Source organism: Paenibacillus sp. P32E (assembly GCF_001909085.1).
Classification (GTDB): Bacteria; Bacillota; Bacilli; order Paenibacillales; family Paenibacillaceae; genus Paenibacillus_AQ; species Paenibacillus_AQ helianthi.
The window spans coordinates 211,077-233,398 of the sequence record NZ_LVYY01000076.1; the positions used below are offsets into that span (position 1 = coordinate 211,077).

General features: G+C 49.2%; 17 protein-coding genes. 15 read left to right on the top strand and 2 right to left on the bottom strand.

Annotated features, from left to right (window positions below; all coding sequences use genetic code 11):
* Window positions 1–153: 153 nt before the first annotated feature.
* Both A3848_RS29785 and A3848_RS29790 read left to right on the top strand, forming a co-directional pair.
* Window positions 154–606 (top strand): MarR family winged helix-turn-helix transcriptional regulator, encoded by a 453-nt coding sequence (locus A3848_RS29785; protein ID WP_143191978.1) that lies wholly within the window; start codon window positions 154–156, stop codon window positions 604–606.
* On the top strand, window positions 603–3,761 hold the full coding sequence (locus tag A3848_RS29790; RefSeq protein WP_074088645.1) for an MMPL family transporter: 3,159 nt from the start codon (window positions 603–605) through the stop codon (window positions 3,759–3,761). Before A3848_RS29785 ends, A3848_RS29790 begins: the two co-directional genes overlap by 4 nt.
* A 99-nt stretch (window positions 3,762–3,860) precedes the next feature.
* Here the strand turns inward: A3848_RS29790 and A3848_RS29795 are convergent, their stop codons facing one another.
* Complete coding sequence (locus A3848_RS29795) at window positions 3,861–4,532, bottom strand: tetratricopeptide repeat protein (protein ID WP_074088646.1); 672 nt, start codon at window positions 4,530–4,532, stop codon at window positions 3,861–3,863.
* 235 nt (window positions 4,533–4,767) lie between these two features.
* Here A3848_RS29795 and A3848_RS29800 point away from each other — a divergent pair, with 235 nt between their 5' ends.
* The 3 genes from A3848_RS29800 to A3848_RS32570 all read left to right on the top strand — a co-directional run bounded on the left by A3848_RS29800 (window position 4,768) and on the right by A3848_RS32570 (window position 7,936).
* Window positions 4,768–6,396 carry a stalk domain-containing protein gene (locus A3848_RS29800; protein WP_178382105.1) on the top strand — a complete coding sequence of 543 codons (1,629 nt, stop codon included), beginning with the start codon at window positions 4,768–4,770 and terminating at the stop codon, window positions 6,394–6,396.
* A gap of 182 nt (window positions 6,397–6,578) precedes the next feature.
* The gene (locus A3848_RS29805) at window positions 6,579–7,577 is read left to right on the top strand and encodes an aldo/keto reductase (RefSeq protein ID WP_074088648.1); all 999 of its coding nucleotides are present in this window, start codon (window positions 6,579–6,581) and stop codon (window positions 7,575–7,577) included.
* Window positions 7,578–7,777: 200 nt separating this feature from the next.
* Window positions 7,778–7,936: a hypothetical protein gene (locus A3848_RS32570; RefSeq protein WP_167374618.1), complete on the top strand. Its 159-nt coding sequence runs from the start codon at window positions 7,778–7,780 to the stop codon at window positions 7,934–7,936.
* Window positions 7,937–8,554: 618 nt separating this feature from the next.
* On the opposite strand, the gene A3848_RS29810 is transcribed toward A3848_RS32570, so the two are convergent.
* A complete protein-coding gene (locus A3848_RS29810) occupies window positions 8,555–8,767 on the bottom strand; it encodes a hypothetical protein (protein ID WP_074088649.1) in 213 nt (70 codons plus the stop codon).
* A 224-nt stretch (window positions 8,768–8,991) separates the two neighbouring features.
* Between A3848_RS29810 and A3848_RS29815 the strand changes: the two genes are divergently transcribed.
* The 10 genes from A3848_RS29815 to A3848_RS29860 all read left to right on the top strand — a co-directional run bounded on the left by A3848_RS29815 (window position 8,992) and on the right by A3848_RS29860 (window position 22,285).
* Window positions 8,992–10,350, top strand: coding sequence for an ABC transporter substrate-binding protein (locus tag A3848_RS29815; protein WP_074088650.1), 1,359 nt, complete (start codon window positions 8,992–8,994; stop codon window positions 10,348–10,350).
* Between the two features lie 97 nt (window positions 10,351–10,447).
* Window positions 10,448–11,401 carry a carbohydrate ABC transporter permease gene (locus A3848_RS29820; RefSeq protein WP_074088651.1) on the top strand — a complete coding sequence of 318 codons (954 nt, stop codon included), beginning with the start codon at window positions 10,448–10,450 and terminating at the stop codon, window positions 11,399–11,401.
* Between the two features lie 11 nt (window positions 11,402–11,412).
* On the top strand, window positions 11,413–12,261 hold the full coding sequence (locus A3848_RS29825) for a carbohydrate ABC transporter permease (protein ID WP_371916007.1): 849 nt from the start codon (window positions 11,413–11,415) through the stop codon (window positions 12,259–12,261).
* 65 nt (window positions 12,262–12,326) lie between these two features.
* The gene (locus tag A3848_RS29830; RefSeq protein WP_074088653.1) at window positions 12,327–14,051 is read left to right on the top strand and encodes a sensor histidine kinase; all 1,725 of its coding nucleotides are present in this window, start codon (window positions 12,327–12,329) and stop codon (window positions 14,049–14,051) included.
* Window positions 14,052–14,065: 14 nt separating this feature from the next.
* Window positions 14,066–15,436, top strand: coding sequence for an ABC transporter substrate-binding protein (locus A3848_RS29835; RefSeq protein WP_074088654.1), 1,371 nt, complete (start codon window positions 14,066–14,068; stop codon window positions 15,434–15,436).
* A gap of 17 nt (window positions 15,437–15,453) precedes the next feature.
* Window positions 15,454–17,052, top strand: coding sequence for a response regulator (locus A3848_RS29840; RefSeq protein ID WP_074088655.1), 1,599 nt, complete (start codon window positions 15,454–15,456; stop codon window positions 17,050–17,052).
* A gap of 527 nt (window positions 17,053–17,579) precedes the next feature.
* Window positions 17,580–18,644, top strand: coding sequence for a Delta(5) desaturase DesA (gene desA / locus A3848_RS29845; protein ID WP_074088656.1), 1,065 nt, complete (start codon window positions 17,580–17,582; stop codon window positions 18,642–18,644).
* Between the two features lie 140 nt (window positions 18,645–18,784).
* A complete protein-coding gene (locus A3848_RS29850) occupies window positions 18,785–19,930 on the top strand; it encodes a sensor histidine kinase (protein ID WP_074088696.1) in 1,146 nt (381 codons plus the stop codon).
* Window positions 19,927–20,529 (top strand): response regulator transcription factor, encoded by a 603-nt coding sequence (locus A3848_RS29855; RefSeq protein ID WP_074088657.1) that lies wholly within the window; start codon window positions 19,927–19,929, stop codon window positions 20,527–20,529. Before A3848_RS29850 ends, A3848_RS29855 begins: the two co-directional genes overlap by 4 nt.
* A gap of 316 nt (window positions 20,530–20,845) precedes the next feature.
* On the top strand, window positions 20,846–22,285 hold the full coding sequence (locus A3848_RS29860; RefSeq protein WP_074088658.1) for an SWIM zinc finger family protein: 1,440 nt from the start codon (window positions 20,846–20,848) through the stop codon (window positions 22,283–22,285).
* Window positions 22,286–22,322 lie beyond the last annotated feature (37 nt).

Here is a 22,322-nt window from a genome sequence, read left to right on the forward strand (position 1 = left end):
TCGCATATGAATTGCGGGGTGGCTTTTTTTTGCAGTATAAATCTTTTACGGGGACCTGATTCGTGATATTGACTTTTTAGGTTGCCAATCATATAGTTTTACTGTAAAACTATTCTATACACGAACTATTATCAGGGCTAGGAGGTTGGGATTTTGAAGCTTGAGGCGGAGCAATGGATTAACCGCTATGTGGATGCATATATGGTAGTGACCCGGCAGATCAACGCGCAAATTAGAGACAGTATGGCAGAAGGATTAACCAACGATCAATTTCTCATCATGCGTCTGATCAAGAGCCAGGATCTCTGTACTTCCACTTATTTAGCAGAAGCAGTAGCTGTGGGGAAGAGTTCCATCACTGCAATAATTAATAGACTGGTTGAAGCCGGATTTATTGACCGTACCCGGGATGAGAATGACCGCCGCCAAGTCTATTTGTCACTTACAAACACAGGAAGAGAAACCTATTCTACGGCTGAAAAGCAGGTACATGAGGTGATTTCCCCTTATTTCTCGCATTTTGAGGAACGGGATATTGAGAAATTCATCACTATGTTTGAAAAGCTGGCATTTTTGATGCAGGATACAGGAGGTAGAAACAATTGAAGACCATACTTAAAGCAAGATGGGCCATTATAGCCGTATGGCTCGCCGTGGCGGTTCTGTTATTTTTGACAGCTCCGGGCATGTCAGATCTGGTACGCGAGAAGGGGCAGATTTCCGTTCCGGACGGCTACTCCTCAACAAGGGCTTCAGAGATTATGAAGGAAGTAGCCGATGCCAAAGGCGGAGAGACGCTGCATCAGGTAGCGCTTGTCTTCAACAAACCCGGCGGACTTTCCGCTGAAGACACAGAGAGCATTAAGCAAGGCGTCGGGAAACTCGCCGCTCAAAAAGACTCGCTGAATATTGACTCCATCACCGACCCGTTTTCGCAGCCGGAATTGAAGGACACCCTGATTGCCAAAGACGGCAAAACGGTGATGACAGCGCTCATGGTAAGTGGCGGGGGGGAAGCCGTCAAGCAACTGCCGGATAAAGTGAATGCACTGCTAAGTGGTGTCAGCGCCGGTCACTACTTGACGAGCGAAGGACTGATTACAGAGGATACTATTGCCAGCTCGGAAGCAGGGCTGAAGAAATCGGAATACATCACCGTTATCTTCATTTTGCTGATTCTGTTTGTAGTCTTCCGTTCGTTTGTTGCACCATTTGTGCCGCTGCTGACTGTGGGGCTCAGTTATATTGTGTCTCAATCCATTGTAGCGTTTCTTGTGGACCGCTTTGATTTTCCATTATCGACCTTTACGCAGATATTCATGGTTGCCGTCATGTTCGGGATCGGGACGGATTACTGCATATTGCTGATCAGCCGCTTCAAGGAAGAGCTGGCTTCTGCTGAGGATACCAAAAGTGCAATTATTTCAACCTACCAAAAAGCAGGCGGCACAGTATTCTACTCCGGTCTTGCTGTATTCGTCGGCTTCCTGGCGATCGGACTGTCCAAGTTCGTGCTCTACCGTTCGGCGGTAGCGGTGGCCGTAGGAATCGCCGTGATGCTGCTGGCACTCGTGACAGTCGTCCCCTTCTTCATGGCAGTGCTTGGCAAAAGACTGTTCTGGCCGTCAAGCAGCAAGCTTGCGCACAGTGAGAGCCGGATTTGGGGGGCAGCAGGTTCCTTTTCACTTAAAAGACCTTGGGCAGCTTTGTTGATTGTAGCGGCGATCGTATTACCATTCCTGTTGACTTACACTGGCAAACTGTCCTTTAACAGCATGAATGAGATTGGTTCAAACTACGATTCGGTCAAGGGCTTTAACATTATTTCTGAGAGCTTCGGCCCCGGGGAATCTATGCCCGGCAAGATCGTTATTAAGAATGACGACCGTATGGACACCCCGGAATATATAGGGCTTGCGGAGAAAATTAGCCGTGAGCTGGAAAAGGTGGAAGGTGTCAAATCGGTACGCAGTATGTCGCGTCCGACCGGAGAACAGATCAATGACTTTTTGATTCCGACGCAGGTGGCAACTCTAACCGATGGTCTTAGCCAGAGCAATCAAGGACTGACCAAGATACAGTCGGGGCTGGAGAAAGCGAGTAAGCAGCTCAGTGACAATGAGCCGAAGCTGAATGAAGCTGTATCAGGAAGCGCGAAGCTGACACAAGGCACAGCCGCGCTGAGAAAAGGCATTGATGCTCTGGGAGACGGATTGTTGCGCATCGAAAACGGTATAAAGAGCGGCTCTTCGGGAGCCGGTGAGATCAAAGCCGGGCTGGCCCAGGCGGCAGCCAGTGCCAAGCAGTTAGCCGATGCCAATGCATCGCTGCTCGCGGGCTACAAGAAAATCGGGGCAGGACTGACGGCGCTGGATGGCGGACTTGGACAGCTCCAGACCCAGCTTCAAGGTGTGGCAAAGGCACTAGGCAGTTTGGGTGCATCTTTCACCGGTCTGGAAGCTGCTCATCCGGATCTCCTGCAGGATGTGAATTATCAGACGATCAAAGGCACTGTAACACAGACTGGTGCAGGAACAGCTCAGCTCGCAGAAGGCCTAGGCCAGATTACGGGGCAGTTGAAAGGAGCCGCAGCGGGCCTGAATGAGGCCAATACAGGATATGCCAAAGCGGCAGCCGGACAGACAGCGCTGGCACAGGGTCTCAATAAGCTCGTGGCCGGAATCAGCCAGCTGCAATCAGGGCTGAATCAGGCGGCAGCCGGACAAGGACAGATCGTGGATAAGATTCCTTCCATTACAAGCGGTCTGGATCAGCTTCAGGGTGGCCAGCAGCAACTGGCAGACGGCTTCGGCCAGCTTACAGGACAAATCAGCCAATTGACCGATGGGCTGAGCGACAGTGCGGACGGCCTGAAGCAGATTACAGGCGGACTTGATTCTGCACAGGATTACCTTAAGCAGATTCAAGATGCCAAGGATGATGAGCTGAGCGGGTTCTTAGTACCGGCTGAGGCGCTTAAGTCTGATGGCATGCGGCAGGTGTTTGATAATTATCTGTCTGGAGACCGTAAGGTGATGACACTGGATGTAGTGTTTGCTGCCAATCCATACAGTGCGAAGGCGATAGACAGTATGGGGGATGTTCAGGCAGCTGTAGACCGCGCCGTCATAGGTACAAAGCTGGAAAATGCTGAAACGGCCATCAGCGGAGTAACCAGTACCTATAGTGATTTGCAGAAAATTTCGAATGAGGATTATACACGGACGGTTGTCCTTATGCTAGGCGGTATCTTCATCATACTGGTAGTTTTGCTTCGTTCGATTATTATGCCGCTGTATCTGATTCTTTCACTAGTCATCACATACTTTACAGCGCTCGGGGTGACCGAGGCGATTTTTGTACATTTGCTGAATTATTCAGGAATCACCTGGACGACGCCATTCTTCAGCTTTGTGATGCTGATTGCGCTGGGTGTGGACTATAGCATTTTCCTCATGGCCCGATTCAATGAGAACAAAACCTGGGATGTACGTGAAGCGATCCTGCACGCAATGCGTAACATGGGTACAGTTATCCTGTCTGCGGTAGTGATTTTAGGCGGCACCTTCGCCTCGATGTACCCGTCAGGAGTACTGTCAATGATGCAGATTGCAACCGTAGTCCTGTCGGGTCTTGCCCTGTACGCGCTGGTGTTTCTGCCGTTCTTCGTACCGGTGATGGTACGGATGTTCGGCCGGGCCAACTGGTGGCCGTTCAGCGGGTCCGCTTCAGATGACAAACCCAAATCGCTGGATATGTAAAAACTTTATCTGAGTTGTAGTTTGAACTCCAAAAAAACCTCCGCTGCACATTACCTGTGCTGGCAGGAGGTTTTTTCGTTGATGTATGTAGCAGCTGAACTAACGCATTTTTGCGAAATAACTGCGCAGCGCCCATCTGCGTTCCTGGCGTTTTTTGTATTTGGGGAGCGAGCGGTAAATAGCTGTTGATTCGGCAAAAGCACGTTTGGCATCGTCAACTCTGCCCAGTGCCTTGTACATCGAACCTGCAAGATAATAGGCTTCGCTGGAGGAGGATTGGATCTCTTGAAACTGGGTTACATAGTGCAAGGCTTTGTCATGGTCGGTATTGCGGAAGGTTTCGGCGAGACGGAGATAAGGCTGTCCGTATTGGGCCTTGCGGTTGATCTCCAGGCCTTGCAGCATCTGAGCTTCGCCTTCGGGCAGGAGACCCAGCTTCAAATTTGCATAGCCGAGCTCAACCCAATATTCGGCAGATTGCTCGTAGCGGTCAGCGATTTGTACAAGCAGTTCCTTGGATTCACTGTAACGCTTGCGCTCAATCAGCAACCGTGCCAAATCGAACTTGGCTGACACATCATTGGGATTGAGTGAAATGGTCGTCCGCAGTCTGGACATTTGGCGGCTCCGGCGGAAGGGTTTGGAGATGCTTGGGAATATACCGACGTATCGGCGGTCCAGAAAATACAGGATAACGAGCAGAAGGATAAGTGCCAGAAAAGGGTTGCCCACCAGGCGGTACAGCAGCAAAAAACCAAGAATTTTAAACATGAATTCCCTCCGTTATATTGGTGTTTCCGAACTCATTTCTATAGAAGACTGCAGAGCAGGGTAATTATACCATATCAGCCTATATTTCTGATTGTAATTTTTTGAACAGAACGAGCACAACTTTTGCGGACTGGACTGCGTATATAGACTATATTATACAAAAGATACCAATCTGCTTGAGAAGAAAGGCAGGATTGCCATGAATATATTTTTCCGGAAAATCCGACTTTTAGGTATGCTATCAACAATTGCTGTAACTGCAGTAACTGGAGTATTTGGATTACCTTCTATTCACGTAACTGCCTCCGGTTCAACTTCAACTTCTGATTCGGCAGCAGTGGCAAACAGCACCGTTTCAGCAGCTTCCAAACTGCCAGGGATTCAACAAATCGTAGCATCTGCAGGGTTCTGGGGCGGAAGTTCATTTGCACTTGGCAAGGATGGTTCCGTATGGGTTTGGGGCAGCAATGTATATGGCCAATTCGCAAATGGCACTGCCGGGCCTCAGGGCTGGACCATAACTCCACACCGTATTGAGGCGCTGGACCATACCCGGCAGCTATTGATTGGATATGGATATTATCTGGCGCTGAGAGAAGAGGGAACGGTGACGGTGTGGGGGGCTTATGCCAAGGATGATAACATTTCGGTTAACCAGCAAAGTGAGGTTCAGCAGCCGCAGACAATACCCGGGTTAGCTGACGTCATTAAAATCACCTCCTGCTCAGGGGGCATGCTGGCTCTGAAGAAAGACGGCACATTAATGCAGTGGACAGCTCCGGACAGAACGGCTGCAGGCTATGCTGTAATTCCTCCGGCAAATCCCGTTAAGGGTATAAGCGGTGTAAAAGATATCGCAGGGGGTGCTTTTCAAGCGGCACTCAAGGATAATGGCACTCTGTGGGTGTGGCAATCGGCTTCAGGAGTAGCACCCGGCAAGGCGTTGCCTCTGTCGCCAACTCCAGTAAGTAATCTGTATCATGTGAAATCCATTGTGATGAATGGGGATAGCCTGCTTGCATTGACAGAAAGCGGGACGGTGTGGGGGAGCGTGGATGGCGACGTCCATGATCTATCCAAGCTAGTTGTGAAGAAAATGGCCGGATTAACCGGTATTGTCACCATAGATACAGGAAATGGCTTCAATGTTGTCCGCAGCAAGAAAGGAGAATATTGGCTGTGGTCATCTGGAACGGATTTGAACTCCTTACAAAAGGTTACTTCTCTTAACGGTCTGGCGAAGCTTAGTTTGGGGTTAGACGGGCTTGTTGGAGTGAAGAAGGATGGTACCGTCTGGACCTGGGGTAGAAACTATGCAACAGATCCCAGGCTGACGTTCACAACCCCTAAGCAAATCAAAGGTCTTCAGTCTCCGGTATCCATCACCTCAGGGGAGAATAGCAGATACGCGGTGCTCAAGGACGGAACTGCAGTAGCCTGGGGAACGAACATGTTCGGCCAGCTAGGCATCAGTGTGCTCGAATCACGGCCGTTCAGGCTGTCGCCGATTCTAAAGCCGATTACTCTAGTCATTAACGGAAAGCCTATGGAAGCCGAGCAGCCGCCGATCTATGTAAATGGAGGATTGATGCTGCCGGTCCGTGCCGTATCGGAGAGTCTGGGCTATACGGTTACTTGGGATGCAGGCACAAAGCTTACGAGAAACGGCAAGTCTCTGCTGATCCGGGAGAGCCAGATCCAGTTAGCTGGCGGAAAAAGTATGACAATGACCCCGCCTCCGGTAAAAGTCAGCTATACAGAGCTGGTCCCGGCCTCTGCACTGATCCATGCTCTTGGACTTTCGGTGACTTGGGAGGGGAAGAGTTCTATCCTCACTATACGGGAAGCTGACAATACGGATTGAACCGCCGGATAACCCATACGGGAACAGACTCGTTTCAGAGACAGTCAAGCTGACTGTAAGGCTAAATTGACAGTCAAAGCCTTAAGTCTTAAGCTGGGGTTGTATCTGCTGATTAGCACAGGGATTTTCTGTGTTCAGTCTGCACATCAGATCGTACTCTATCTATGGGAGAAGGATGATTCATGGAATCAGGATGGGCAACTGCCGGCTTACGTCCTTTGGGGCAATCCGCGTTATTGGTGTCACCGCTTGGACTGGGATGCTGGCAATTCAGCCGGGGCAAAGGCATTGTCGGGAAGTATTGGAGTAATCTGGAGGATGCGGATATTCTGGAAATTGTCCGGGTAAGTCTGGAAGGCGGCATGAATTGGGTTGATACTGCAGAGATTTATGGCGGCGGAAAATCGGAGGAAGCTCTGGCTCATGTGTTGGATCAGATGAAGAGGGAGAACAGCCCCCATGCCACGCCTCTGATTGCAACCAAATGGTGGCCGCTGTTCCGCACCGCTAATTCCATTACTTCCACGATTGATGAACGGCTTCGCTGCCTTGGCGGGCGGGATATCGATTTGTACCAGATTCATCAGCCCTTTTCCCTCTCTTCGATCGCCAGTGAGATGAAAGCGATGGCCGGTCTTGTGCAAGCTGGTAAGATCCGTAACATCGGGGTGAGCAACTATTCGGCGAAACAGATGACAGAGGCCCACCGGCTGCTCCGCCAATATGGCTTGAACCTTGTCTCCAACCAAGTGAAATACAATCTGCTGGACCGAAAAATAGACCGGAATGGAACGATGGCGGCGGCTAAAGAGCTTGGGATTTCGATTATCGCCTACTCCCCGCTGCAGCAAGGCATCCTGACCGGACGCTTCCACCAGGACCCTGCGCAGATCCAGGCAATATCACGTATGCGAAAATTGCAGTCCGGCCTGGATGACAAAGGGCTGGCCCGCAGTAAGCCATTAATAGAGAGCCTGAAGGGATTAGCTGAGAAGTATGGAGTGACTCCTGGTCAAATTGCCCTTAACTGGCTGATATATTACAACGGGGACACGGTAGTTGCTATTCCAGGGGCTTCCAAGGTCCGTCATGCACGGGAGAATATTGGAGCCATGAGCTTCCGTCTTGAGCAAGGCGAGCTTGATCATCTGAACGAAGTCTCCTGGTCAGCTCAGAAATAATGAACCTAAATGTGTATAGGCCTCTTACTATTGAAACTTGTTCAACCTCCATTCCGCTTAGCGGATACGGAGGTTTTTATTTTTTTTATCTTCATATGCAAAAAAACTGTTTAGGATTGGAAGGTACGGGTTAAATAAGGGATAAGATGATGCGCAGATACGCAAATATGGTCGAACCTATTCAAGGAGGTTGAACTTAAATGAGTATGACAGTACATAATCTTATGGCCTATAATCATCAATATTTCAGACCTCAACCTGTGGCTGATCCGAAGCCGCAAAGGTCGGATGACAAAACACTCAGCTTTCAGGATATTCTGAGCGAGAAAATGAAGGCGAATGGCGGGTTGAAGAAATAACTGTAGCAGTCCAGCAAACCTATAACGTTTAAAAAGATAGGGGCTGTCCCATAAGTAGAATTTTCTACGAGTGGGAAAGTTCATTTTAAAAAATCGTAAAACGAAAGAAGAGCAGTGATTCTTCCACTACTGGAGAATTGCTGCTCTTCGTTTTTGGTCTTTGGTTGCTTGCTCCAGCAGAGTGTAGGCGTAGACGATGATTTTCTGGAATATCTTCTTTCTGGTCCACTCTCCAAGCAAAGTTGGTCCATGGTATATTGAATGTACAAAAGAAACCTATCCTTGATTTAAAATGGTTGTGTGCACTTCCATTTTACCAAAGAAAGGTTTCTTTATTTATGATTTTAGAAGGATTGCAGATAGGGTTCCCACTTAAACAGCGGAGAGAACGGAATGATTGTGGAAAAGCGAAGCGTTCGCCTTGGTCTCCGGATTTTCACCGCTAAGGGGAATGAAAAAAATCTGGAGACCACAGCGATTGGAACAACGTTTCGTTCGCGGAGCGTCCTCACCTAGCGCAACCGTCTATCCAACTCTTGAAACAAAGAGCGTACCACCATTTCATGGCTTATGCGACAGCTCTTTTGTGCATAATCAAATGTGAATTTGTTAAAGCGGCTAAGGTCTAACCTCAAAGAACTGGCAGCTCCTGCGGGAATAATAGGTTAAGTCGCTGACCCGGGATTGAATCACAACATCCGAATCGGTGAAGCGGACGACGGTCGCTCCGGAATTCACCAGATGGTCATCCTCGAAGACCCGAACCGGCAGTTTGCGGTCAACGGCTTCCTGAAGATCGTTGTCGGTCAGCAAAGGGCGGTTGATAGGCATGATAATACTCTCCTTTTGTAAAATATAAGGATCTGGATGGGGGAAGGATGGAAATAAAAATAGTATACCTGTGTGCAGCACATAAATCCAGAGTGAGCACAAAGGTGAATAACCACTATCGTAAATATTTCCACCATAAATCGGAAGTTTGCCTCCTCAAAAAACCGGATTGCCTACTGTACACTAAATCTTGTAAGAGAAACCTTTGAAAGGGGTACAGAGGAATGAGAAAAGCAAAGCACCTGGCAGTGTCACTTGCCGCCGTTCTGCTAGTAGGTTCACTGGCAGGATGCGGAGGGAACAACAAAGCCGGGAACGACACCAAAAAAGAAAATGCAGGTAACAACGCGGCAAGTACAAATGCTCCGGCAACCGAAAAGGCTGCAGATCCTGCTGAAAAAATTGAGCTCTCCTTCTGGACGCTTGGCAATGTCAACTATGAAGAGCTGGCGAACCAATACACGAAGGATCATCCGAACATTACCATTAAGGTTCAGAACACCGGTGACCAGACCGCTCACCACAACAACCTGACGACAGCATTGTCTGCGGGTTCGGGAGCACCTGATATTTTTCAACTTGAAATCGGTTTCATGGAACGTTTCCTGGGGGCTCAGGATAAATTCTACAACTTGAACGATTATGGTGCGAAGGATATTCAAGCCAATTATCTGGACTGGAAATGGAAACAAGCCTCTTCTGTGGATGGCAGCTTCCAATTGGGTCTTCCAACAGATATCGGACCTACCGTTGTATACTACCGCACGGACTTGGCTAAGGCTGCCGGGTTACCGGATGATCCTGACGGCTTCGGCGCTGCTATTGATACCTGGGATAAATTCGCTACGGTAGCTAAAGCGTTCAAAGACAAAACCGGCAAGCCGTTTGTGGATCTGACGGATCTGACTTATAACGCTCTGCGCGATCAGTCCGCTGACGAAATTTACTTCAGCAAAGCTGACGGCAAATTCATCGGCGACACGAATCCGCAGGTGAAGAAAGCTTATGATTTCACGGTTAAGGGCATTCAGGAAGGTTGGATCAGCAATGTAATGCTGTGGTCCCCTGAGTGGGGTCAAGGTATGAGTGACGGTTCCTTTGCAGTGGTTATGGGACCTGCATGGATGGCTGGCAACATTAAGAGCAACGCACCGGATTCCTCCGGCAAATGGAAAATCGCCCAGCTTCCTGAAGGCGCAGGCAACTGGGGCGGATCGTTCATCACCCTGCCAAAGGAAGGCAAGCATCCTAAGGAAGCTTATGACTTTATCCAATGGCTGGTCAATAAAGACAACCAGCTCGAATCGTTCAAGACCAAGGGTCTGATGCCTTCCATTCCTGCACTCTATGAAGATCCTGCATTTAAGGACTTCAAGGATGATTTCTTTGGCGGCCAGCAGACTGCGGTTGAATTCGGTAAATCAGCAAACCGCGTAAAACCTGTCTACTACGGTCCTCTGCATGACCAGACCGATACGTTCTTCAAGAACGCCCTGAAAAACGTGCTGGAGAAGAAAGCTGATCCGGCCAAAGAGTGGGATGAAGCTGTGAAACAGGCGAAGACTCTGGCAGAACGCGGCTAAGTCTTTCAATGAAGTTGTCATGACTGTCCGGATTCATGGGGTGCAGTATCCTCCTTGAATCCGGATTTAAAAACGTTATATTCCCTGGAGGTGTGACATGGCTGAGCCCGTACTCGCGAGTCCACATGCCGAGAGCAAACGCCCTTTTTTAACTGAACAAAGACGGAGCCGCATTACTGCATATACCTTTATTTCTCCTTTCTTTATTCTGTTCTCGATATTTGGACTGTACCCGATCTTTTTCACGATTTATTTATCCTTTTTCAAGTGGGATGCACTGGGTCCCATGAAGTATGTCGGCATGAAAAACTATGATCTGGTGACGAGCGACCCCACCTTCTGGATCTCTTTCACCAACACGCTCATTATGGGACTTATGGGAACAGTGCCGCAGATTATTCTGGCGCTGCTGCTGGCCGTACTCCTGCATTCAGGGATGACCCGGTTCAAAAAAACATTCCGCATTCTCTATTTTATGCCGAACATCACTTCTATCGTTGCCGTTACGCTGGTATTCAGCACACTGTTCGGCAATAACGGGATGATCAACTGGATGCTGAATGGACTGGGCTTAGACAGCGTAGCCTTCAACTCCGGGTGGTGGGGCGTCAAAATTGCCATTTCCTCGATGGTCATGTGGCGCTGGACGGGCTACAACGCGATTATCTTCCTCTCGGGTCTACAGAGTATTCCGATGGATCTGTATGAAGCGGCCCGCATCGACGGAGCCAGCAGAAGACAGCAGCTTACGTTCATTACTCTTCCGCTGCTGCGTCCGTTCATTATTTTTGTTACCCTGCTCTCTACGATTGGCGCCCTGCAGCTCTTCACGGAGCCATATGTATTCCTGGGCCAATCCGGAACCGGCTCGACACGGCAGGAAGGGATTACAATGGTGACCTATCTGTATAGTGAAGCCTTCCGTAATGGATTCTTTGGTACGGCGGCGGCTACGGCAGTTCTGCTGTTCCTCGTCACGATTATTTTCTCTTTGCTTAATATGCTGGTCTCAAGCCGCATGGGTGGAGATACAGGAGGGAAAAAAGCGTGAGTACACTACGTATGTTCAAAAAAAATCCGGATGATCTCGGTCTTTTTGGCAAATTCTGGTTCTATGTTTTGTTAATTCTCGGGGCGCTGGTATCCATCTTTCCGTTTTACTGGATGTTTGTGGTGGGTACTAATGACAAAGGTGCTGTCTTTCATGTGCCGCCGCTGCTGACTATCGGAGATCAGTTCATCGACAACTTCAAGCGTGTACTGGATAAAGCGGATTTCTTCCAGGCGCTGGGTAACTCTCTGTTTGTTTCGTCGATGGTGACGATCTCGGTCGTGTTCTTCTGCACACTGGCCGGCTATGCGTTTGCCAAATATGAGTTTCCGTTCAAAAATGTACTGTTCTATTTTGTCATTGCCACCCTCTTTGTACCGCAGCAGCTGGGTGTATTGCCAACCTACGTGATTATGGCAAAGCTGCACTGGATCGACAGCTTCAAAGCACTGATTGTGCCGGCGATGGTTAATGCATTTGGGATTTTCTGGATGCGTCAGTACATTTCTACAGCCGTACATACGGAGCTGATTGAAGCCGGCCGCATTGACGGCGGTGGGCATTTCCGCATCTTTTGGAACATTGCAATTCCAGTCATTACACCGGCCATGGCTACACTTGGCATTCTGAACTTCATGACCGTGTGGAATGATTTCTTCTGGCCTCTCGTCGTTCTGAAGAATAAAGAGCATTATACCATTCAGATTGCCCTCCAGCAGCTGTTTACCACACGTGACGGTCTGGATTATGGAATGATTATGTCCGCCACCTTCACCGCAACGCTGCCGCTGCTGGTTGTGTTCCTGCTCTTTAGCCGGTGGGTCATTGCCGGACTGACTTCGGGTGCAATCAAGAGCTAACAGGAAATAAGGATTACCGTGAAGAATAATAAGGACATAGGACAGCAGGAGGAAGGGAAGGATTTATGAAGCTCCGCCGCAAAATATTGTTCGCTATTATTCTTCTCGTGTTCATCCCCGTCATTGTGATGGGGAGCGTGACCTATGTTAATTTTTCCAATGCCATGGAGAAGAAATCCAGCAATTTCTACTGGATCTCGCTTCTGGAGACGGACCGCAAGCTGAAGTTCGCACTCAGTGAAATTTCATCCATAACCAACTCGGCCATAACGCAGCCGGCGATTCAGCAGTCACTGAAGCAGCCGGATTTTGTGCTGACCTATGACCGTAAGCAGGAGATTAACAATCTGCTGATCAACCATCCTATGATAACTTCCTTTAGTTTATATGGCAAAGACCGTCTATTGTATCAATACAACGCACCAATGTCCTTCTCTGACATGCGGAAGCAGGTCTGGTACGGGGCAATGGAGAGCGCGGAGGGGCGTCCCGTCTGGTCAGGTCCAGGGGAGAACGGCTCGGAATCTTCCGGTAACCCAGTGCTGGTGCAGGCCAGGATAATTAAGGATTATTATTCCCTGGAGGATATCGGTTATCTGGTGGTGTATGTGAAACCGGATTTGCTGGATCAGATTTTCTGGGAAGCCGCCACACTGAAAAAAGGGGATATTCTGCTGGTGAACAAGCAGGGGAACATCGTCTTTACCAAATCCGGGGAGCATATCGGGCAACGAACGGATTTCCCTTTTTTACAGGACAACTATTCCCGGGATGAGGACTATTACATCGACAATTATCAAGGGGAGAAATCACTGATTACTTTCCTGCCTTCACATAATACAGACTGGTATTTGGCAGCGATTACACCGATGAATCTGATTTCTTCAGAGTCCGTGTCGATCCGCAATATTGCCCTCATACTAGGTGCGGTTTCATTAATATCTGCGTTTTTGTTTGACCATTATTTTGTACGCCGGCTTGTGCGCAGCATCAACAGTGCAGTGAACGGCATGAAACGGGTAAAGCAGGGTATTTTTACACCCATAACCATACCTCCCCGGGCCGATGATGAAAGCGATTCACTGATTGACGGCTTTAACCGGATGAGCGCACAGATCGTGGAACTGATCGAGCAGGTGCAGACCGAGCAGGGCCGTAAAAAGGAAGCAGAAATGCAGGCGCTGATGGCGCAGATTAACCCACATTTTATCTATAATTCACTGGAATCCATCAACTCCATGGCTGTACTGGCTGGGAACCGGGATATCAGCAAAATGGTCGTCTCTCTCGGCAAGCTGCTGCGGATCAGCATCAGCCAGAATCAGGAACTGATTCCACTGCAGATGGAGTTTGAGCATGTCCGACACTATCTGGATATTCAGAAATTCCGTTTTGAAGACAAGTTCTCTTATGCACTGGAGCTGCCGGATTCCCTGAAATACCTGATGACCCAGAAGCTTATTGTCCAGCCGATTGTCGAGAATGCTTTATACCATGCCATTGAGCAGATGGAGGAGCACGGAGTAATTACAATCTCAGCGGAGGAGATGGGAAAGGATCTGATTATTATAGTCAAGGACAACGGCCCGGGCTTTGATCTCGCCACGCTGATGAGTCTGTGGAACAAGGAACGCATCAATCCGAAAAAATACAGCGACAGCGGGGTTGGACTAAAAAATGTGCATGAGCGCCTGAAAATCCGGTTCGGCAATCCTTACGGCATTGTAGTCTGTTCCTCCCCTGGTTTCGGGTCAACAATTTGTATCCGTATTCCGAGAATTCAGCCATGACGGGAGCGGATGGAATGACTAGAAAGCAGATTGTCCTAAGATGGCTGATGAAACGGGGCTGGATTATTCTCTATATTGGCCTGATGACGGGAGCGGTTCTCTTTATTATGCAAGGCAGAAGGGAACCGATTGAGGACAATGCCCAGGAGAAAATCACCCTCACCTTCCGCCATTTCTGGATTAAGGAGCATGATCGGCCATTACTGGCTATTTTCGAAGAGGTGGTAGAGAAGTATCAGCAGGAACATCCCAATGTCAAAGTGAATTTCGAGGGACTGGACCAGACCATCCACCGTGAGCAGAAGCTCAAGAGTGAAATGGTTACCGGCACGCCCCCGGATATGTTCGTGTTATTTGGAGGAGCCGAGATCGAGCCTTATGTCCGTTCCAACCGCTTGATGGACTTAACGGATTTCGCCCAGGTGAATGGCTTGAAGGATCAATTCAAGGATCTGCACCTGTGGACGTTCAATAATAATCATATTTACGGACTTCCGATTGAAGGCAATGCGGAGCCGCTGTATTATAACCGGACGATCTTCAATAAGCTGGGTATTAAGGTCCCTGAGACGCTGGCTGAACTGGATGCAGCGATCCTCCGATTGAAGCAAGCGGGCTACATTCCCTTTGCGCTCGGCAATGAAGACCGCTGGCCTGCCGGGATATTTGCCCATTACTTAATGGACCGCTACGCGGGTCCGGATCTGATCCAGAAACTGGTTACCGGTAAGGAAGGAGCCAGCTTTGAGAACAGCTATTATAAGCAGGCGTTCCGGCATCTGGGGCAATGGATCGGGGAGGAGGCATTTAGCCCGCTTTCTAATGATACCTCCCCGGAAAATGCAGTCGGGCTGTTCACAAGCAGGCAGGCTGCCATGTATTTGAACGGCAACTGGGATATTAACCTGTTCTCAGGGGAGAAAGCACCAGCAGATTTCCAGAACGAAGTTGGGGTTATTCCGTTCCCGGCTCTGAACAGCAGTGAGGAAGCCTCTATCGCGGGCGGGTATACCATCGGGATCGGGTTGTCCTCCAGCTTGAGCGGAGCCAAACGGGAAGCGGCACTTGCACTGATGAAAGGATTCTATACCCAAGAGATACAGAGCCGGATCGTGTATGAAGGCTTAAGAATTCCGTCCATGCGGATTCCCATTGATCCGAATAAGACTGGGCCGGTATTCGCCCAGGTCATGGAGATGATGGAGAAGAATCAGCAGAGCTTCGTGCCCTACGATAATCTGCTGTCACCGGAGGTCAAGAAAACATTCCTGAGTGTCATAGAAGAGATGATTGATGGCGGCCTGCAGGGCGATGAGGCATTGAAGCAGCTACAGATCTCATCAGAGCAATACTGGAAATTGATTCGGAGTTCGGCCATACAATAAGCCTGGGGGGTCTTGAGATGGGTGCAACACTGGTGAATTACAAAGTGCTGCTGGTAGATGATGAACCGATCATTCTGCGAAGCTTGAATGTGGCCATCCCTTGGGAGGAACTGGGTCTAACGATTGTGGGAGAAGCAAGGAATGGGGAAGTGGCGCTGCGTTTGATTGAGGAGACAGAACCCAATATCATCATTAGTGATATCCGCATGCCGGTCCTTGATGGCATTGCGCTGATGAAGGAGGTGCTGCCGCGCAGCGGCAAGCTGATCTTTATCTTCATCAGTGGTTATGGGGAGTTTGAATATGCCCGGGAGGCGCTGCGGCAAGGGGCATTTGATTATTTGCTGAAACCGATTGATCACGACGAATTGACCGAGATGCTCGCCCGGGCCAGAGAAAGACTCGACCGCCAGAAGGAGAATGAACAGCTGCTGCTCTCGGTGCAGACCTTGTCCATGCTGGCCCGTGAGCGGATGTTCGCTGAATTCACGCTCGGCAATCCGCGTCCGCTTCAGCATCTCAAATGGCTGGAGAATAGCGAGCTGGAAAGCGACTATTTCATGGCGGTGGTCCGGCTTGATCATTATGCTTCTCTGACCGCCCGTTGGAGTGTGGAGGAGAAGCGCCTCTGGCTCTTCGCGGTACGGAACATTCTGGAAGAGTGGTCGCTGGAAAATGGAGTGTTGTCCGTATTCCCGTTCTATAACGGAGAGTGGATTCTGCTATTCCCCGGGAACCTAAGTGCAGGCAGAAAAGAACTTGGCGAGCAGCTGACCGCCGGGATTAAAAGATATTCCAAGCTGGAGTGTTCGGTAGGCATCAGTCGGACTACACAGGGAATTAATCAATTGAGCACTGTGTACCCGCTCGCCTGCAAAGCACTGTACCAGCGGTTTTATTCGGGGCAGGCAGGTGTGTTTCTTGATGAGGAGTCTTTGCCTGGCGGGAGCCGGGAAGTGAAATATCCGAAGGAGCTGGAGCTAGCCCTGATTGAGAGTATCCGGACTTTGGATCTGGAGCGGATGATGTCCTTATTCGATGAAATGGCCGATTACATTGAAGCGCAGGGATTGCCGCAGGAGCTTGCAGAGAGACTGATCATTGAGATGATTGTGGTGCTGTACCGGCAATTTGAACATCTTAATTTGCATACCGACTGGTCACTAGAAGGTTTGCTCAGCAGAATGCACGGTCTCGGTACCTTGTCGGCAATGATTGCTGCACTTAAGATGGAATTCCGCGAATGGATGCTGGAGAGCCATAAATCGGCCTCCCGTGAGGATGGCCGGAGCATAGTAGAGAAGTCCAGACGGTATATTGAAGCTAACTACCACAAGGATCTCAGCATAGAAGAAGTTGCGGAGGTTGCGGATCTGAGCATCAGCCACTTTTGCACACTGTTCAAACAAATGTCCGGCTATACCTTCCTGGAATTTGTAACCCATTGCCGGATGGAGAAGGCCAAATATATTTTGCAGAACAGCAACGTGAAGGTCTATCAGGTCGCGCCGCTTGTCGGCTATCAGGACCCGCGCTACTTTACCCAAGTATTCAAAAAAGCCACCGGCAATACCCCAACGGAATACCGTGAGGCGAATTCCCGGCAGGCGAATTAGATTTTGTTGTTGAAGTTTGCGCTCTTGATTCAATCATTTCCCCATAACGAATCCCGTGATATATTAATGTATTTCAATTGCTTCATACCATTGAGAAAATCAGGTTTTCGGTGGATCATACACATTTCCAAGTTCAAGCTTTGCAGGTACCTCAGCTTCACTAACTGGGGCGGCAGCTCATGGATCGAGGTATATTGAATGATAAGCTGCTCCAGCTGCTCCAGCTCTCCAATTTCCGGCGGGATACGGTTTAAGCGGATCTCTTCCTTCGGCTTGGCCTGATACCCGGGAGTCGGCCGATCCGAGCTTGCACAATAGATACATAGCTCTCTCAGGTTCTTCAGCCTAGCTATTGACGCGGGAATACTCTCTAAATCCCAATAATACCACTAATTGGAACGTAGGTATGACATTTGTCATACAACATCATTGATGTTTATGCCTTTCTGGGATGACACATACTACTCTATAATGAAGATAGATGAATGTATCCGTTACCTGGAACATCCGAGGAGGAAACGAACTAGATGACTACAAACCAGACATCCCAGCTCTCCAGCCTGAAAAAAAGTATGGCCCCCTTTGAAAAAACAAATCAGAGTGCGAGTATCAGACAATTGATTAATACCCTCGTTCCGCTTGTGCTTTTATGGATGGCTGCCTATTTCAGCCTGTCTGTATCCTACTGGCTAACGCTTGTGTTCGCGGTTCCCGCAGCCGGGTTTGTGATCCGTACCTTTATTATTTTCCATGACTGCTGCCATGGCTCGTTCTTCAAAAACCGCAAAGCCAATGATATCATCGGGACGATTACGGGCGTATTGACGCTTGTACCCTACCGCCAGTGGAAGCATAGCCATTCCATCCATCATGCCGGGAGCAGCAACCTTGACAAGCGGGGGATCGGCGATATCTGGATTATGACCGTAGAGGAGTATATCGCAGCGAAGCCATTAAAACGCCTGTACTACCGCATCTACCGCAATCCGCTGATCATGTTCGTGGTCGGACCGGTCGCCGTCTTCCTGATTCAATACCGTTTCAATGCCAAAGGTGCAAGACGCAAGGAACGGATGAACACCTATTTGACTAACGTTTCCATTGCCGCACTTTATGCTTCGCTCATCTGGGCGATGGGCTGGCAGGCTTTTCTGATGGTGCAGCTGCCGATCGTATTCGTTTCCGGCTTTCTCGGCATTTGGCTGTTCTATGTGCAGCATCAATTCGAAGATTCCTACTTTGAGCATGAAGAAGAATGGAGTTATGTATCAGCCGCGGTGGAAGGCAGCTCGTATTATAAACTGCCGAAGGTGCTGCAATGGATTACCGGCAATATCGGATTTCACCATGTTCATCATTTGAGTCCGAAGGTGCCGAACTATAATCTGGAGCTGGCACACAATGCATCAACACCTCTGCAGCACGCTACAACGATTACCATTGGAACCAGCCTGAAGGCACTGCATTTCCGCTTATGGGATGAAGAGAATAAAGGCTTTGTCGGTTTCAGGGAGATCAAGACGAGAATGAAACAGCCGGAGTCGGCAGCGGAGGGTCTGAAAGTCATCAAACCCGGATTCCAGAGCGAATAGAATATTTAGTAGAGAAAGACGAAGCCGGAGAACATTACAGCCGACGCTCCGCTTTCTCTTTTTTTGCCGAAAATTGTTGGAAAACGCAGTGTTTATGCTAAAATGGGGGTACAATCTTGCTGGCAAAAAGGATGGCTGACATGCAGAAGTGGCATCATATCTTTCACAAAAGTACCGGTCTCAGCCCTTATGTATGGGTCATATTTTATATTCTCCCGTTTTATTTCATCTTCCGCTCCGCATCGGTGAATCAGAACCAGTGGGTCTATGGAATCGTTATGGTATTGGTCTTTTTTGCCTGTTATGTCCTCTCGTTCAAATCAAAGGGATGGGTAGTCTATTTCTGGACCAGTGTGCAGATCGTGGTCTCGATCACAATGACTCTGCTGTTTGGATATATGTACTTTGCTTTGTTCATTGCTTTTTTTATCGGGAATATTCAGAAAAGAGCCGGTTTTTTCACTCTGTATTCGATTCACCTGCTGACCACCATCGTTGCCATCAACTATGAGCTGATTACTGGAAGTTCTGTGTTCATCTCACAGATTCCGTTCGTACTGGTGAGTATGATCGCTGTAGTGCTGCTGCCCGCGACAACCTACAACCGTAACAACCAGGATAAACTGCAGGGTCAGCTGGAGGATGCCAACAAACGGATTTCCGAGCTGGTGATCATAGAGGAGCGGCAACGGATTGCCCGGGATCTGCACGATACACTGGGTCAGAAGCTGTCACTGATCGGCCTCAAAAGCGATCTGGCCGGCAAATTGGTTCACAAAAATCCGGCGCAGGCTGTACTAGAGATAAATGATGTCCGCCAGACCGCCAGAAGTGCGCTTAAGGAAGTCAGGGAGATGGTAACGCAAATGCGCGGAATCCGCCTGGAGGATGAACTCGTACGTATCCGCCAACTGCTGGGGGCAGCTGAGATAGAATTCGAGCTGGAGGGCAATCCAAAGCTAACCAATACCTCTCTGATTACGGAGAATGTGCTGAGTATGTGTCTTAAGGAAGCCATTACTAATGTGGTAAAGCATAGTAAGGCCACACTCTGCCAGGTGCGGATTGAACCGTCACGGACCGACCTGCAGATTATGATAAAGGATAACGGCTCGGGAACCAAGGGAATCAATCTGTATGACAAGGGTCATGGACTGCAGGGAATGAGAGAGCGGCTTGAATTTGTAAACGGCTGTATGGATGTATTGCAAGATCAAGGAACGACGCTTGTCATTAAGGTGCCGAACGTCTTTAAGCAGCCGGAACTGGAGGTAAAGGAACAATGATCAAAATAGTCATCGCTGAGGATCAACGCATGCTGTTGGGGGCACTGGCTTCCCTGCTGGATCTCGAGGAAGATATGAAGGTAGTGGGCCGGGCAGGCAACGGGGAGGAGGCCGTCAAGCTGGTACAACAGCACAAGCCGGATATTTGCATCATGGATATTGAGATGCCGGCGATGAGCGGTCTCGAAGCTGCGGAGGTCTTGAAGGATTCCGGCTGTAAAATAATGATTCTGACCACCTTTGCCCGGGCTGGGTATTTCGAACGGGCCGTCAAAGCCGGTGTAAATGCTTATCTGTTGAAAGACAGTCCGAGTGAAGACTTAGCACTCTCTATCCGCAGTGTGATGGCCGGCAAACGGCTCTATGCGCCTGAACTGATGGATGAGGCTTACAGCAATGAGGCCAATCCCCTGACCCAGCGGGAGAAGGAAGTGCTGGGACTCATCGCCGATGGCAAAAATACGAAGGAAATCGCCAGCCAGCTCTACATTACAACCGGAACGGTGCGCAATTACATATCGGTCATCCTCGACAAGCTGGATGTAGGGAACCGGATTGAAGCCATTACCAGATTTAAGGAGAAGGGCTGGTTTAAATAAACGGAGATGACATGGGGACTCGTAGAGAGTCTCTTTTTTTTATGCTGTAAGTCTATAATCGCGTCCCACAGTCCAGGGTTTAAACTGAAGCTGATTCGTTAAATAATCTGCTGTCAATATTTTTGCATTGACAAGACTATGTACCTGTTTTTTAGGTAAAACCGTGTGCCGGATTGGAACCTGTGGGTATTTTTGTTAAGATAAATGCAAACATGTGATCTTATCCCTGGATTTGGGTAATGAAGTACATGTGTTCATATTACACGTTATATCATCTGCTGATCTGCCACCTAATTCAGTCGGGAGGACAACTAATTTGCCTGAACTAACATCATCCTATGTAGATTCGCTCGCACCCAATGCCGCTGCTATCAAGAATGGCCAGGGTCTGGTACGCAAGAAGAGCTTCTTACAGCTGCACACTTCAGAGAACGGGGAACTGCTCTTTGGACAATGTGCCGGGAGCGGCAAAACCCCTTACGAGTGCTCCGTAGATTTTATTACACCGGAAAGTCCGGTGTTCCGTTGTACCTGTCCCAGCCGGCAGTTCCCCTGCAAGCATGCACTCGGTCTTCTCTATGCCTATGTGGAAGGGCAGGCCTTCACGCCGGCACCTGTGCCGGAGGATGTAGCCTCCAAACGCGAGAAGGTGGAGAAGCGTGAAGAGAACAAGGCCAAACAGGCAGCCGAGGGTACTGAGAGCAAGCCCAAGAAGGTCAACAAGTCTGCGTTGAAGAAAAAAATAGGTGCACAGCTTGAAGGGCTCGATCTGCTGGAAAAACTGGTGCTGTCCCTGATCCGCGGCGGGTTATCCACGATCGACAGCAAAACAGTTAAAACCGTGCAAGAGCATGTAAAACAGCTTGGTAATTACTATTTATCGGGAGCACAGACGCAGCTGCGCCACTTTGCTCTGCTGCTGGGTAAGGCAGAGGACCGGGAAGAGGGCTATACATATGCTATGGAGCAGTTAACGCGGCTTCATGCTTTTATCAGGAAAGGCCGGGTCTATCTGACTGCCAGAGCGGAGGACCCTGAGCTTGCTCTTGATCATGAATCCACGATTGATGAATGGCTGGGACATGCCTGGCAGCTGTCTGAGCTCAGGGAGTATGGACTGGTGAAGGAGAATGTCGAGCTTCTGCAGCTGGCGTTCTACAGTTACGATGATCCTGCTAGGCAGGAGTTCGTAGATCTCGGCTACTGGCTGGAGACAGCTGGCGGTGAGATTCACCGGACAGTGAATTACCGGCCATATAAGGCCGCCAAGCTGATGCGGGAAGAAGACAGTTTTTTTGAGCTTGCCCGTATTCCGCTGCTGTACACCTATCCAGGAGATATGAATGTCAGGGTGCGTTATGAAGAAATGACACCGAGAGCTATAAGTGATGCAGACTTTGACAAGGTTTCGGCAAAGGCTAGCCGTTCTTATGCGGAGACGCTCAAAAAGGTCAAAAATCAATTGAAGAACCCGTTAAGCGACAAAACGCCTGTAGTGCTGCTGCATGCAGCTAGTGTGGGTGTGACGGAAGGCGGCCAGTACGTAATTACGGATGAATTCGGAACCGGGCTGGTGCTGGAGGACATTCCTTCGCTGCCTCAGGGCACGCTTGAGCTGCTTCCGTTCTTGCCTGCAACTACTCTGAAGAATTGCTGCATTCTGGTGATGTTCGAGCATCTTCTGGATCAGGGGCGTCTGATTGCCCAGCCATTAACCTTGATCCAAGGCGGTTCGATTACCCGGCTTTTGTACTAACTACCTGTAAATATCATATACGTTCTTATATATCCTA